The following is a 13,784-nucleotide window of genomic DNA, read 5'->3' on the forward strand; positions in this document are numbered from 1 at the left end:
CAAACAATCAATTGTCAGAATATCTAACCTGATCATACGGCTGTCATCGGCTCAAGTCAATATATTTTACTAATTTCGCGGTATACCTGTCGTAAATTGTTATGCTTTCTCACATTAAACATCTTATTTGCCTATTTGATCTTTCCTGCAAGCGCTTACCTATTGCCGTAAAAGCCACCGCCGTTTCCGCTATCCATCTAGCGTAAGCGACAGTTTTGTCTTGTTCAAATGGTTCGCCATCGCAATGGCCGCTTCGAGGCTGTTTTTGCGCTCGATGCACGATATGATATCCAGGTGCTCTTCCAGCACCTCTTTCATCCGGTTGCTCTTCTTAATCGCCCGCAGACCGATCAGCTGCGACAGATTATGAAGATTGAGGAGCACCTGCTCGATCAATTCGTAGCCGGCAATCCGAGTCAGCGCCATGTGAAACTCCTGATCCAGCTTAATGAAAGCGATGTCATCATTGCGCAACATTTCCTCTTCCTGCAGCCGGCAAATTTGCTTCAGCTCCGCCAATTGCTTAGCCTCGATCGTTTCGGCAAGCCGCTGAATCACGTTCGTTTCGATCGTGGTGCGGAGCAGAAAAATTTGTTCCACCTCGCTCTCCGTTACTTTGCGGACCGCCATTCCTTTGCGCGGGACCGATACGATCAAGCCTTCTTTCAACAAATCCTGCAGCGCTTCGCGGACCGGCGTCCGGGACGTGTTCAGCAGCTCGGCCAGCTTCACTTCGGTAAAAATCTGGTCTGATGAAATGTAGCCGCTGAGGATGACATGTTTAATTTCGTTGTACGCCCTCTCCTTCGTCGTCGACGGTTTATCGATCGGTTTCAGATTAAATTTGGACGCAACCATAACATGACCTACACCCTTCTCCTTCTGTCTATGTATACATCATACATAAGACACAATCCCCCGTCAATAACGATTTATGCATGAATGCACACCGCGCCGGGCATCTTACTAAGATAGGGACGTTATCCTTTTATTGGACAAGTACAACTGTAAAGGGGATTCAGCTTGTGTTCACGTTCGCTTATGAAGCAGTCGTAATCATCATTGCCGGATTTGTGCTGCTTCGGATTGCGGGGAAAAAGGTCATTTCCGAGATGACTCCGCTCGAAATGGTTACCGTTCTCTCGATCGGCACGATTATCGGGCATGCGGTCGCGGAGGATAAGGTGTGGCAGACGATTGTATGCATCGCCTTGTTTATCGTCATTTTACTCATCTTTCAGTCTATCGCCCTCAGGTGGAGTTTGTTTGAGAGGCTCATTATCGGGAAGCCTACGGTCGTTATTGTGGACGGGAACATCGTGGAGGAAAACTTGAAGAAGCTGCGGATGACGACGGAGCAGCTCGAGCTGCGGCTGCGGCAAAAAGGTATCGCCAACATCTCCGATATCCGCACGGGGACCATCGAGGTGAACGGCCGCTTCGGCTACGAATTGAAGCCGTCCGCGCAGCCGCTCACTCGCGGTGAAATGGAGCAAATTTTAGCAATGCTGCAGTTCAAAATGCCGCCTGCCGGAAGCAACCCGCACGAAGTTTTCGAGCACATCCGGCAGACGTTAAGGTTAGGGCAACATCAATGATTGCCGGTGGAAGCGCACGCTTCGCGGTAAAGCTTGTTCATGGCAGCAATGATTTCGGCGGGCTTCGCCTTGGCGCCGCCCGCCGCATGCTGCTTAAGCGCATCGTGCAGCAGCACTCCCGCCTGCTCTTGGAACGCCGGGAAGGCGCGGTTTCGCGGCCGCATATAGCTGAGCCGGAGCGTGCGCAGCGTATCACGGAAAAAGCCGCTGCAGCTGCGGTTCGCCGCATCGTCGCGCCACGCCGCCGCGTGGCCGGGCTGCCCGCCGCTTTCCACGTATACCGTACGCTGCGTCTCGCCGCTCGCCGCATACATCGCGAACTCGAGCACCAGCGGCACGTGCGCGGAAAACGCCGATACGGCCATGCCGACGCCGCCGAGCAGACCGCCTCGCGGTTCTCCCGAGTCGCCGGGAATGTCGGCGAAACGGATGAGCTTGTCCGAGAAGCCGGCTCTGGCGTAGTTGGTGTAGCCGAAGGCGAACGGGATATACACGATATCGTCCCGGGTCGACATGCGGTCGTACATTTGAATCGGATTGGAGCCAAGCGACGATTCGTGCAGCAGCGGCAGCAGCGCCAGCAGCCGTTCGAGAGCCGCTTCCCCGACCGGATGCGGCACGCCTTCCGCCTCGTCGAAAAACTCCCCTCCGCCGATACCCGCGCACAGCGTAAGGAAGCTGCACATCGCATCCGTCGGGCAGAGCGGCCACCCGACCTTTTGGCCGGGAGGCAGCGATTCGGCGAGCTCTATAAGCTGCTGCCATGTGCGCGGCACGTCCGCCGCGGGGAGCAGATCGGGACGGTACGACGCAACCTGCGCCGCGGCGTCTACGGCGAGCGCCCACTGGCGGCCGCCCCATTCGTAGCTGCGGTGGCTCGGCCCTACCGAGTTCTCCGCCTGATCGCGCAAATAAGCTGCGGGAATATGCTGGTCCAGCGGCACGAGAACGCCTTGTTCCGAACAGATCCCGACGTGCGGATGATCGATCAAAATAATGTCGTATTCGCGGGCGAGCAAATCAACCGGGTAGTCTCCGAAGTCCTTGAGCGAACGCCGGTCCCATTCCATCTCGACTTCGGGATGCAGCTGCCGGAATCGCTGCGCAGCCGCAACCAGAGGGGCATACCCTCTGACGTGGTTCCAAGTCATCCCTTTGAGCTTGACCATCGGTTCCCTTCCTCCATCACGGCACCGGAGCTAAATAACGCCGGTCTGCTTCATTTCTTCGATCGTTTCCGCCGAATACCCGAGCTCGCGCAAAATTTCCTCGTTATGCTCGCCGATGAGCGGCGGATGCCGGTGAATTTCGCCCGGCGTCTCGCTGAATTTCACGGGAACGTTCACCGTGCGAACAGTCCCCGCCGTCGGATGCTCATACGACGTGAACGCCTGCAAGTGAACGGCTTGCGGGTCGTTTTCAACCTGCAGATGGTTGTACACTTCCGATACCCACATGTCGCGTTCCAGCATTTTCTCCACCCAGTAAGCCGTCGTTTGCTTCACCACGCTGGCCTGAATCCGGAAAAACACCTCGTCGCGCTTGTCGTACAGCGTCTGCGGGTCGTTATACTCGTTCAGCCCCTCGTCGCCCAGCACTTCGGCCAGCACCGGAATCGGGTTCACCGAAATGCACATATAGCCGTCCGCCGTCTTGTAAATGCCGAAAGGCGCCGATTGGCCGGGGTGAGCGATGCCGGATTGCGGGCGCTCGAACAGCTTGCCGGAATTGAGCGTCACGGCAAACTCCTGCAGCTGGTGCGTCAAAAGGCATTGGAACAAGTTGATTTCGAGCTTCTGGCCTATGCCGGTCTTTTCCCGGTAGTACAGCGACGACAGCAGGCCGTACACGATGTTGTAAGCGCCGAGCTGGTCGGCGATGCCTGTGCCGAGCGGCGTCGGCGGCGCATCCTTGGTGCCGGTCAGCGTCGTCAGCCCGCTCAGCGACTGGATCATCAAGTCTTGGCCGGGACGGTCGACGTACGGCCCGTCTTGTCCGTACCCGGTGCTGGAGCAGTAAATGATGCGCGGATTGATCTTTTTCAAATCTTCGTAGCCGAAGCCGAGCTTCGCCATGACGCCGGGGCGGAAGTTTTCTACGACGATGTCGCATTGTTCCGCCAGTTGATAAATGATCTTCTTCGCCTCCGGCGTTTTCAAATCGAGGGCGAGCGAGCGCTTGTTGCGGTTGAACGCCAAGTAGCACGGCGATTCCGTGCCGCCGACCCAATATTTCAAAAACGTCCACGCCCGGTAGCTGTCCCCGCTCCCTTTTCGTTCGATTTTGATGACGTCCGCCCCGAGGTCGCCGAGCATTTGCGTCGCGAACGGCCCTTGCAGCAGATGGGTGAAGTCGAGCACCTTGATGCCGGATAACGCTTTGTCCATCGTTCTCTTCTCCTTTGTTATGGGTATGGCGATGCCTATTTCCCTTGAAAATGAGGCGGCCGCTTCTCGGCGAACGCCGCGATTCCTTCCTTCGCATCCTCGCTGTGAAACAGGTTGGCGAGATAGGCGCGATCGTACGCTTGCGCGGTTTCCAGGCTTGCGTCCCGGCCGGCGTCGACGAGCTTCTTGAGCGCCTGCACGGCAAGCGGCGCCTGGCCCGCAATGTCCCGGGCGAGAGCGAATGCGGTTTCCAGCAGCCGCTCCGGCTCCGCCACTTGACCCACGAACAGCAGCGCCTTCCCTTCCGCAGCAGTCAGGAAACGCCCGGTCATCGTCAGTTCTTTGGCGACGAACGGCCCTGCGAGGCGGGCGATTTTCTGCACGCCGCCGCCGCCGGGAACGAGCCCCAGCTTCACTTCCGGCAGCCCGAATTTGGCTTTGTCCGAAGCGATGATGATGTCGCAGGCGAGCGCCAGCTCGAAGCCGCCGCCGAGCGCGTAGCCGTTAACCGCGGCGATGACCGGCTTGGTGCAGTTTTCAATCGCGCGGTACATCTCCCGGCCCTTGTCCTGAAAAGCAAAAAACTGTCCCATGTCAAACTCGTTATAGCCGTTGATATCGGCACCGGCCATAAACGCTTTGCCGCTGCCGGTCAACACGACGGCACGCACTCCGCTATGCTCGCGGATGCGAGTGAAGCAGTCGGTAAGCTCGGCCATCATGACATTGTTCATGGCGTTAAGCTTTTCTTCGCGGCGGATCGTGACGACCAGCACCGCCTCTTTTTCCTCCAGCTGCAAGTACTGATAAGCCGGCATTGACGCTGTTACTGTCACGGCACATACCCCTTTCCCAATTTGTGCGTTCGCAGCCCCGATTCGCTCCGCGCCCAGTAAGCTTCCAGCTCGGCGATATTCGAGGCGTCGTAAAATGTGTACGGAATGACCGCGGCGTACACTTCCTTCCCCGGAACATCGCGCAGCAGCGGCTTGCGCTCCATGCCGCCGTCCGCTTGCCCCGACGCCAGGGCCGAGGCGACGCGGGCCGCCGTACGCGCCGCCTCCGCGGGATGCTGGAATACCGTCGCATGCTGTTGGCGGGCTTTGATGAGGCGAACCGCCGAAGCGTCCCCGTCGCCGCCCACGACGATGATTTTGCCGGCCAGCTTGCGGCGCACCAGCTCCTCTACGACGCCTTCGGCCATATGATCCGTGCCGGCGACGACCGCGTCCAGCTTTTCTCCGGAAGCAAGCAGCTCGGCGACGATTTGCCGCGACTCCTCCTTGCTCCACCGCAGCACGGGAACGGACGTCGCCCGCAACCGCTCCCCGTATTTCGCGAGCACCGTCTGATGGCCGAACGACATGTTGCGCGCATTGTCGTTGTACGGATCCCCCTCGAGCAGCAGCACATGGCCTCTGCCCTTCAGCCGCGCCGCCACGTATTCCATCTGCATTACGCCTTGCTCGTAGCCGTCGCCGCCGACGTAGTAGTCCGCGAACCGGCTGCGCGACGGGCGCTGGAAGCAGACCGCCGGAATGCCGGCCTGCGCCGCCGCGCGAAACAGCCGATCGGATTCCTGCGCGTCGACCGGCGAGATAATGATGCAGCGCGGGCTGAACTTGTCCATCGCCAGTTCGAGGCAGAGGCGTTGTTTCCATTCGTCGTCATGGCCGTCCGTCATGAGCCAAGGCAGCTTCTCCGCTTGAAACGCCTGCTCGAATGTGTGTAAATATTCGAGCGCCTTTTGCGAATCGAGGTTCGGCAGTGATACGTAGATGGGATTGGCTGCCACTGCTGCCTCGCCGCCGCACTCCGCACGCCCCGGCTTGGCGGCCGGGTTCATTCGCTGACACCAGTCATAGAGCGTGTAAACGATCCGTTTCAAGTCCGCATAGTCGGTTTCCGCCTTCGCCAGTTCCAGGCAGACAGCGACCGCCACCTCGCCCGAATCGGTCCAGACCGGGACTGAAATGCTATACTGCCCTCGCCCTGTGTGATCCGCTTCGAAGGCAAAGCCAAGCGACCGCACTTCCCGCAGCTGCCAGACGAATGACCTCCATCCTTCCCATTCGCTCTGCACCTGCCCCGACCGGACGTTAGCACCTCTGCCGGTTTCCCAAAGCAAGCGGATCTCCTCCTCCGAATGGAGGCACAGCAGCGCTTTGCCGAGCGCGGAAGTGAGCGGCAGCTCCGCTCCAACGGCCGGGCCGTAAGGCTCCGCCCCCGCTTCCGCCCGCTCCTCCTGCACGATGACGACTCGTTCCCCCGACAGCACGCCGACGCGAACTTTCGCCCCGGGGCACGACGCCATGAGCCGCGCCAATTCCGCAGCCTGCCGCATATCCGGCGAATGCCGCAAATATTGCACGCCGAGCGTCAATACCCTTGCTCCGGCGACATACGTTTTCGTGAGCGGCCGATAGTGGGCATATTTGCGGTTCACTAGCGTTTGCATCAGCTCATGAACCGTGCTCTTGGCAAGGCCCGTTTCGTGCAAAATTTCCGTAAAAGAAAGGCCCGCCGGCCGGTTTGCCAGCAGCTCCAGCACATTCAAGGCCCGATAGGCCGATTTGACCATTTTCAAGCGACGCCGCCCCTTTCTTCGCTTCGCTGCAGTTTCGCATGTTCGAACTTTATAGGCGTAATTCAATTATAATTCACGTTAATTGCACTTTAAATCCGTTCCAACAAATTTATTGGTTCGTATATACGAACATGATAAGTGCGGCAATAGCGAAATGCACGAATGATTAGGACGAATCGCTTCCGCTTTTCCCAATTTTCTTAACTGTGATATACTGTTTATTATATAAGCATTTTAATCGTAAGACGGCTTCGCAACGGCACGCGATTCTAAGGCCGGCTTCGAACAACTGGAGAGGAGGAGCGCGTATGCCTAAAAACGACTTGACGCCGGAAGAAGCAGCGAAGTTGCTCCCGACCGGCGTAGCGCTCGGCTGGGGATTTGCGAAACCGCCTCAGCGCGGGCCTAAGCGGGAGATGAGCATCGACCAGATCGTGAAGAAGGCGATCGAAATTGCGGACAAGGACGGCCTTGATGCCGTCTCGATGAACCGAGTTGCATCGGAACTCGGTTTCACTGCGATGTCTCTATACCGCTACATTCCAAGCAAAGACGACCTGCTGCTCCTCATGCAGGACGCAGCATGCGACATTCCATTGCCTCCGGAGAGACCTTCCCATGAATGGCGGGAGAGCTTGCGCGAGTACGTAATGGGTACGATCGGCATTTTTCGCGACCATCCATGGTATGGAGACATCCCGATCTTCGGAATTCCGATTGCGCCTAACAATCTGCGCATCGTGGATTGGGCGCTGCGGCCTCTGCGGGACATGCCTCTGAATGATTACGAAAAAATGTCCATCGTTCTACTGCTAAGCGGCTACGCGCGTTCCAGCGGGATGCTTCAGCGGGACATAGATCGTGCGATTCAGGCCGGTTCCAGCGCGGAAGCGTTCAGCGGGCTCCATTATTCGGCAGCGCTTCAGGCTTTGGTCAAGCCGGAACAATACCCGAACCTGCATCCGATCGTCATGTCCGGGGCCTATACCGAAGAGAATGACAGCGAGAACAACGTCGGCAACGACATAGACTTCGGATTGGAGCGGATTCTGGACGGTATCGAACAATATTTAGATCGAAAAAGGACCGGCAAAACGGACAAATAAAGCTGTTCAGCGAAATAAAAAAAGGCTATTTCCAAGGTTGATAATCCTTGAAATAGCCTTTTTTATTCGTGGCCGGTATTACGCGGCGGCGCTAACGTCCGTCTTCTTTTCGCGGAGCAATACCGCCGTGACTGCTGTCGCAAGCAATAGGATGACGCCGGCGATGAGACAGGTGACGTGCATGCCGGTCATGAAGGCTTCCTTGGAGGCATTTATTACTTGGGATGCGGCCTCGGCGGGCAATAAGTGTGAAGCGGCTGCCGCACCGGCAATGGTCTGCCCTGCCGCCAGGGCCGATTCCGGCGCCAGGCCTGCGGGGAGTAGAGACGATACGGCATTATGGTAGACGGCCGTGAGGATGCTGCCGAGAAGCGCGATGCCGAAGGCGCCTCCGAGCTCGCTGGACGTTTCGATGAGCCCCCCGACGGCTCCTGCGCGATCGGCCGGCGCGACACCGACAACGTAATCTGCGACGAGGGTCATGACGGAAACGATTCCCGCCGCGACCAATCCGGCTCCAACGAGCATGAAGGCAAGCGGCAGGAGACCATCGAGTCGCACCTGGGTCAGCACACCGAATCCAATCGCCGACAACACGAACCCTCCGGCCATGATGCGCGGCCTCCCGTGCGTTAACGACAGCTTTGCGGCAATCGGTGCCGCCGCCCCGACGGCAACCGATGGCAGTACACTCCACAGCGACGCGACGAACGGGGAGTACCCGAGAACCGACTGGAGGAACTGGGTATTGACCAATGCGCTCGCCATGAGCGTAAATGTTGCGATAAGGTTAATGAGAATCGAACCGCCGGTCCGCCTCTCCATTAGCGCACGGATATCGATCAAAGGGTTTTGAATGGTCAACTGGCGCCGGACGAACACGAATCCGGCGATCATACCTGCCGCGAGAACAACGATAGGAATCGTTGTCCAGCCGTCCTCCGCGAGCGTCTTGACGCCGTAAGTAATTGGCAGAATGGCTGCGAGAGCAAGGACCGAGCTGAATAAATCAATCCGGGCGCGTACGGCGCTGCGTGTCTCCGGCAGCAGGAAGGGCGCGATGAGAAGCAGCAGCACCATTGCGGGGATGTTAATGAGGAACACGGAGCCCCAAGAAAACGATTGGATGAGCAGGCCGCCGATAATCGGCCCGACAGTGACGCCGCTGGCCATGACAGCGCTCCATATAGACATCGCTTTGGTCCGCTGAGCAGGGTCTTGGAACATCGTGCGAACGAGAGCCAGTGTCGAGGGCATCAGGGTCGATCCCGCAATTCCAAGAATACCGCGGGCCAAAATCAGGGCAGCGGCCGTCTGGGCGAACGCGGCGAACATCGAGCATAATGCAAATCCCACCGAGCCTATCATCAGCAGACGCCGACGTCCGATTCGGTCACCAACGGCGCCCATTGTCAGTAGCAGACCGGCGAGAATGAAGCGTAGACATCGAAAATCCATAATTGTTGGGTCGCGGTCGGATGCAAATCCGCAGCAATGGCGGGTGCGGCGAAAAACAGGACGGAGACGTCCATCGATACGATCATCAACGGGAGGCATAGGACGATAAGCGCAATCCATTCCTTGCGGCCTGCCGGATTAATGCCTGTATCGGTTGCGGCGGTCAATGCAATACCCTCCTTTTTCATGGTCTGTTCAACAAGGGAGCCGCGTTGATTCGGTATTTTTGCAGCCTTCATCATGATCCACTCCTTACTGTTTATAATATAAACTGTATCTTTTGTATTCAGTATATAGTATAAACAGTATATGGTCAACACAAAAACACGTATACTTGCTGGATCTGCCAAAATGGCGGTAGAAATCGCGCTGCATGATCATGCCTGCGGTCAGGAATGGAACATCCCCGGAGCCGGCATCATCTCAGGCAAAGAAATAATCCGGCTCGCACGTATGGCCGCGGGGTCGGCGAAACCCGTCCTGCCGTTAGGAAGGATCGGATTATCTCTACTAGGGATATTTGTTCCGGCCATGAAGGAAGTAGCGGAAATGCTGTACCTGACGACAGAATCGCTCCTCCTGAGCGGAGAGAAATACGAGCGGTTCATCGGCCCGATTCCGGCAACAAGCTTCGAGAGATGATCGTGAGACTACAATTACGACTTGGGCGCCCCGCTTTCGTTATAGGAAGAGAGCGGATGTTAGGCGGAGGTGTGGCGACCGGGAACTCAGCGTCGAAGGGATTGAGAAGAGTTTAGTCTAGGAGAGCCCGTGGTGGGCGAAGTATTGGGGCATTCGGTATTGGCGAAGTCCGTGGGGTGGTAGTTTGTGGCGGGGTAGTCGGCGTTATGGCATCCCCTCACGGGTAGTTCTGTTGGAAAGGCCCGTGCCGGTGCGTTCCGAGTTTGGGCAGTCCGTGGTGGCAGGCTTGTTGTGGCAGCTTGTGCGGAAGCAGCCGCGTTGAGGCCATCCCCTGACACAGCTCGGCTGTATAGCCCGAACAACCGCTACCGAAAATGCCACAGGCATCATAACGGAACATAGTTCCGCTATGCCCTGTATTTCCCGTCATTTCCCGGAATTAGAGGAACACGGTTCCGCTATTTGCCCCCAGCACAGCACCTTGTCGTGCAAAACCAGGGCATTTCACCGAAATAACGGAACGGGAGTCCGTTATTTCGCCGGATTCCCGTTCCGTTTGGCAAATAGCGGAACCGTATTCCGCTATGCCCTCAGACTCGCCGGGGAAACGCGTGAACGTTGACTGTCACGCATTGCTGTACTTATCCCGGTATTCCTGTGGCGTAAGGCCGGTATGCTTCTTAAACACGTTAATGAACGAATGGGCTCTCTGGTAGCCTATGCTGGCGGCGATTTCGTAAATTTTGTCCTGCGTGCGCAGCAGCATGTGCGCGGCTTTCTCCATCCGGACGCGATTCACGTAGTCGCTCAAATTTTCGCCCGTTTCCAGCTTGTAAATTTTCGAAATATAGACCGGGTGCATGAATACGTGGTCGGCGATCGCCGTGAGAGACACGTCGCTCGCCAAATGCTGCTCCACGAACCGCTGCACCTGCTCGATCAGCTTCGTGCGGGAATCTTTGGCCTCGTCTTCCGTCTGGCTGCGAAGCCGGTGCAGCACGTCCGCCGCCCAATCGTAAAGCTGCTGCCACGAGCGGTACGGAGCGCCCTGAATGAGCTTTTCATAGCTGGAGCCGAGAAGCCCCGCCAGCGGGCGGCCGGTTTTGTGGGCGTAATAGGAGGCGGCCGAGGCGATGACGAAATACGTTTCCAGCAAGTGCTCGTGAAGCTCCTCCTGCTTGCCTCGAAGCTCGCCGAATATGCGCTCCACGCGCTCTCCGGCCGTCTCCCATTGACCGGCTTCCAGCAGCTGATTCATCGTGGGCAGCTCGTAAAGCGCCGGAATCGACCGGACTTCGGAGCCTTCCTGCCGCTCTCCGGCGACCGTCATGATCAAGTCTCTTTCGGCGCCGACATGTTTTCGTAAGGCGGAAAGGGTCGTATCGTACACCTCGGACAAGTCGTCGGGGAATACGCCGATACGGCTAATCAAAATCGTCAAATGGCCGTTCAAATACGTTTGCACGGCGCTTTGCCACTGGGCTGCGGTCGACTCCAGCGTCTGGAACGGCTCTCCTTCCCCATTCGCGCTCTCCTCAGCATCCGGCCCCCCCGCTCTCCTCACCACATAGACCAAATAATCGTGGGAGTCTTTGCCCGGCCACAGCTCGAAATGCGGCGCGAACAATTCCTCCGCGATATTGCCGACTGCATATTCAAGCAGAGCGAGGCTCTGCGAATCGTATGTGTAAAACGGCTCCTCCAGGCGCACGAGCATAAGCCGGAACGGCTCCCCGAAAAAGGACGGCACGCGAAGCATCGACATGCGGTCCTGCAGCTCCTTGAGCGAGTAGCGGCGGCCTTCCAGCAGCTCATGCAGCAAATTGCCGCGCATTTGCGGCAAATTTTCGCGCAGCATCCGGGCTGTCCGTTCGTGGGACAACACCTGCGCCCATTCGTCCTGCAGACGTTTCACCACATCGTCGACAGTAGCGAGCAGCTCTTCGTCTTTAACGGGCTTAAGCAAATAGCCGGAAGCCCCGAGCTGATCGCCTCCTTGGCATACTCAAAATCGGCGTGGCCGGACAGCAAAATGCACCGCGTTTTCGTCCAGTTGCGGCGAATGTGCGCCGACAGCTCCAGTCCCGTCATGCCGGGCATGCGCACGTCGGTCAGCACGACGTCGATCGGATGCTCCTGCAGCAGTTCGAGCGCTTCCATGCCGGAATACGCTTTATGCACGGCGGCAACGCCGACGGACTCCCACGGAACCATCGCCGCCAGCCGCTCGACGACATGCGCCTCGTCATCCACGATCAGCAGCTGCGTCATTATCATCCCTCCGCTTCCACGATAGCGTAACTTTCAAACCTCCCAGCGCGCTGTGAGCAAGCTGCACCCTTGCCCCTTCTCCGAACGCATATTGCAGCCGGTGATGGACATTCCAGACCCCATATCCCATACTCGCTTCCATCGGCCGGTAAAGCTGCTTTTCCAGCTCCCGCAGCGCCTCGTCCGATACGCCCGCGCCGCTATCTTCGACCACGATCTCATTCCATTCTTCGTCCTGCCTGCCGCTAATGACGATCAGCGCGTCGTCCGGCTGGCTCTCCACGCCGTGCTCGATCGCATTTTCCACAATCGGCTGCAAGAGGAGCCGCGGCACCTGCAAGTCCATCATGGGCCCAGGCACGTCGATCTCGTAATGGAAACGCTGCAGCCGCAAGTTGTGGATCGTCAAATAGTTTTCGACGAGATGGAGCTCCTCTCGCAGCGGGGCGGTTTGATTTTCCATGCGGGTCGTATAGCGGTAGTACTCCGCCAAATTTTGCGCCATCGCCACGACCGAGCGGGTATCGCCAAGCATCGCCATGTTGATGACGAAGAACAGGCTGTTGTACAGGAAATGCGGATTGATTTGCGCCTGCAGCTGCTTCAGCGTCGCATCGTTGAGACGGATTTTCTCGACGTATACGCGCTCGACCAAATCTTGAATCTGTTCGGCCATTTCGTTAAACCGCACGATGAGAAAATCGAATTCGTTGTTCGGCCGGTAACGAATCCGCGCGGACAAGTCCCCTTTCTTGATCCGCTGCACGCCCTGGATCAGCTTGCCGATCGGCCGCTGGACATGGCGGTACAGCAAATACGCGGAAAGAAAGCCGAGCGCGAGGAGCAAGCCGATCGTGACGTAGAACAGCGCATTCGTTTTCGTAATCGGCAGCAAAATGTTTTCGACCGGCGCATAGTCGATCAAATACCAATCGAGCTGTTTGGATTGCACGTAAAACACGTAATATTGCCTGCCTCCGAGCTGGCAGACGAAGCTCCCGCTTTCCGCCAGCCGCTGGCCGCCGAGAATCGGGACCAGTCCGGACACGACGCCGCTGTCCATCGTGCTGCTGCCGATCGGCGGCAAGCCGGCACGGTAAAAGAACGGGTCGCCCTTGCCCCCGGACTTGACCTGATCGAGCATCGCCGTCATATTCGATACGGAAAAGCTGATCTGAATCATACTTTTAATCTGATCGAAAGATTTGGCATTATACGGGTTAACCAGCTGCCGGACAAAACGGGGCCCGGGCGGCCTGGCATCCGGGCGCACCGTCGGGTCGAACGTCCACATCCCGGGCGAAGGCCGGAACGACAAGAACGTCTGCACGTCGGTCGAATTGACCGGATTCGAAGATACGATCGCGTTTTCCAACGGCAAATACAGCGTCAGATCGTTGGTCCAGGCGCTGGACACGCTTTGCAGGCTTAACACTTCCGCGACGCGGTTTTTCTCCCTGATCCATTCGTACTGGTTGTTGTCCGAACGCATGTCGACAAAGTCCCGCACGTACGGATCGGAGCTGGCGATGACGGGAAACATCGCCAGCTGTTCCGCCGTCGTATCGAATTGATGAAGAAAAAAGGACAGCTGGCTGAGGCTGGAAGACTGAATTTCGTCTTTCACCACATCCACGCTGACCTTGTTCGTGTATATATAAAGAATGAGAACAGGCGTCAACAGCAATATAAGTAGACTGACCGCTTTGCTGAAAATCGTAAGTTTCCCGTTCAT

The 13,784-nt window shown here is 57.4% G+C and carries 12 protein-coding genes and 1 pseudogene; 3 read left to right on the plus strand and 10 right to left on the minus strand.

Annotated elements, in window-relative coordinates; all coding sequences use genetic code 11:
* Nucleotides 1–189 precede the first annotated feature (189 nt).
* A complete protein-coding gene (locus SD70_RS03735) occupies nt 190–858 on the minus strand; it encodes a GntR family transcriptional regulator (protein ID WP_041045773.1) in 669 nt (222 codons plus the stop codon).
* Nucleotides 859–1,025: 167 nt separating this feature from the next.
* Here SD70_RS03735 and SD70_RS03740 point away from each other — a divergent pair, with 167 nt between their 5' ends.
* The gene (locus SD70_RS03740) at nt 1,026–1,598 is read left to right on the plus strand and encodes a DUF421 domain-containing protein (protein WP_041045775.1); all 573 of its coding nucleotides are present in this window, start codon (nt 1,026–1,028) and stop codon (nt 1,596–1,598) included.
* Here the strand turns inward: SD70_RS03740 and SD70_RS03745 are convergent.
* Genes SD70_RS03745 through SD70_RS03760 form a run of 4 tightly spaced genes read right to left on the minus strand, consistent with a single transcriptional unit; the run spans nt 1,592 to nt 6,566 of the window.
* Complete coding sequence (locus tag SD70_RS03745; protein WP_041045777.1) at nt 1,592–2,767, minus strand: extracellular solute-binding protein; 1,176 nt, start codon at nt 2,765–2,767, stop codon at nt 1,592–1,594. The two genes, SD70_RS03740 and SD70_RS03745, sit on opposite strands and share 7 nt — an antisense overlap.
* Before the next feature lie 30 nt (nt 2,768–2,797).
* Nucleotides 2,798–3,985: a CaiB/BaiF CoA transferase family protein gene (locus SD70_RS03750; protein WP_041045779.1), complete on the minus strand. Its 1,188-nt coding sequence runs from the start codon at nt 3,983–3,985 to the stop codon at nt 2,798–2,800.
* A 35-nt stretch (nt 3,986–4,020) separates the two neighbouring features.
* Nucleotides 4,021–4,821: an enoyl-CoA hydratase/isomerase family protein gene (locus SD70_RS03755; protein WP_156157878.1), complete on the minus strand. Its 801-nt coding sequence runs from the start codon at nt 4,819–4,821 to the stop codon at nt 4,021–4,023.
* Nucleotides 4,818–6,566 (minus strand): substrate-binding domain-containing protein, encoded by a 1,749-nt coding sequence (locus SD70_RS03760; protein WP_231571036.1) that lies wholly within the window; start codon nt 6,564–6,566, stop codon nt 4,818–4,820. The genes SD70_RS03755 and SD70_RS03760 overlap by 4 nt, the downstream gene beginning before the upstream one ends.
* A gap of 314 nt (nt 6,567–6,880) precedes the next feature.
* On the opposite strand from SD70_RS03760, the gene SD70_RS03765 reads away from it, so the two are divergent.
* The gene (locus SD70_RS03765; RefSeq protein ID WP_041045784.1) at nt 6,881–7,678 is read left to right on the plus strand and encodes a TetR/AcrR family transcriptional regulator; all 798 of its coding nucleotides are present in this window, start codon (nt 6,881–6,883) and stop codon (nt 7,676–7,678) included.
* 78 nt (nt 7,679–7,756) lie between these two features.
* Here the strand turns inward: SD70_RS03765 and SD70_RS03770 are convergent, their stop codons facing one another.
* Nucleotides 7,757–9,046: an MFS transporter gene (locus SD70_RS03770; protein WP_231571024.1), complete on the minus strand. Its 1,290-nt coding sequence runs from the start codon at nt 9,044–9,046 to the stop codon at nt 7,757–7,759.
* 44 nt (nt 9,047–9,090) lie between these two features.
* The gene (locus SD70_RS36770) at nt 9,091–9,303 is read right to left on the minus strand and encodes a hypothetical protein (RefSeq protein ID WP_197080930.1); all 213 of its coding nucleotides are present in this window, start codon (nt 9,301–9,303) and stop codon (nt 9,091–9,093) included.
* Between the two features lie 166 nt (nt 9,304–9,469).
* On the opposite strand from SD70_RS36770, the pseudogene SD70_RS03775 reads away from it, so the two are divergent.
* A pseudogene (locus SD70_RS03775) lies at nt 9,470–9,778 on the plus strand (epimerase); the annotation flags it as partial.
* Nucleotides 9,779–10,403: 625 nt separating this feature from the next.
* Here the strand turns inward: SD70_RS03775 and SD70_RS03780 are convergent.
* From SD70_RS03780 to SD70_RS03785, 3 genes are read right to left on the minus strand one after another with little or no spacing between them, the layout of a single operon-like run.
* On the minus strand, nt 10,404–11,744 hold the full coding sequence (locus SD70_RS03780) for an AraC family transcriptional regulator (protein WP_231571025.1): 1,341 nt from the start codon (nt 11,742–11,744) through the stop codon (nt 10,404–10,406).
* Nucleotides 11,690–12,049 carry a response regulator gene (locus tag SD70_RS37555; protein WP_231571026.1) on the minus strand — a complete coding sequence of 120 codons (360 nt, stop codon included), beginning with the start codon at nt 12,047–12,049 and terminating at the stop codon, nt 11,690–11,692. Before SD70_RS37555 ends, SD70_RS03780 begins: the two co-directional genes overlap by 55 nt.
* Complete coding sequence (locus SD70_RS03785; RefSeq protein WP_041045788.1) at nt 12,024–13,784, minus strand: sensor histidine kinase; 1,761 nt, start codon at nt 13,782–13,784, stop codon at nt 12,024–12,026. Before SD70_RS03785 ends, SD70_RS37555 begins: the two co-directional genes overlap by 26 nt.

Origin of the sequence: Gordoniibacillus kamchatkensis (assembly GCF_000829455.1) — a bacterium.
Lineage (GTDB): Bacteria > Bacillota > Bacilli > Paenibacillales > NBRC-103111 > Gordoniibacillus > Gordoniibacillus kamchatkensis.

Bases quoted from the DNA above. Each gene is read 5' to 3' on its own strand.
- SD70_RS03735 (WP_041045773.1), bottom strand. From the start codon at position 858: ATGGTTGCGTCCAAATTTAATCTGAAACCGATCGATAAACCGTCGACG.
- SD70_RS03745 (WP_041045777.1), bottom strand. From the start codon at position 2,767: ATGGTCAAGCTCAAAGGGATGACTTGGAACCACGTCAGAGGGTATGCC.
- SD70_RS03750 (WP_041045779.1), bottom strand. From the start codon at position 3,985: ATGGACAAAGCGTTATCCGGCATCAAGGTGCTCGACTTCACCCATCTG.
- SD70_RS03760 (WP_231571036.1), bottom strand. From the start codon at position 6,566: ATGGTCAAATCGGCCTATCGGGCCTTGAATGTGCTGGAGCTGCTGGCA.
- SD70_RS03765 (WP_041045784.1), top strand. From the start codon at position 6,881: ATGCCTAAAAACGACTTGACGCCGGAAGAAGCAGCGAAGTTGCTCCCG.
- SD70_RS03770 (WP_231571024.1), bottom strand. From the start codon at position 9,046: ATGATAGGCTCGGTGGGATTTGCATTATGCTCGATGTTCGCCGCGTTC.
- SD70_RS37555 (WP_231571026.1), bottom strand. From the start codon at position 12,049: ATGACGCAGCTGCTGATCGTGGATGACGAGGCGCATGTCGTCGAGCGG.
- SD70_RS03785 (WP_041045788.1), bottom strand. From the start codon at position 13,784: ATGAACGGGAAACTTACGATTTTCAGCAAAGCGGTCAGTCTACTTATA.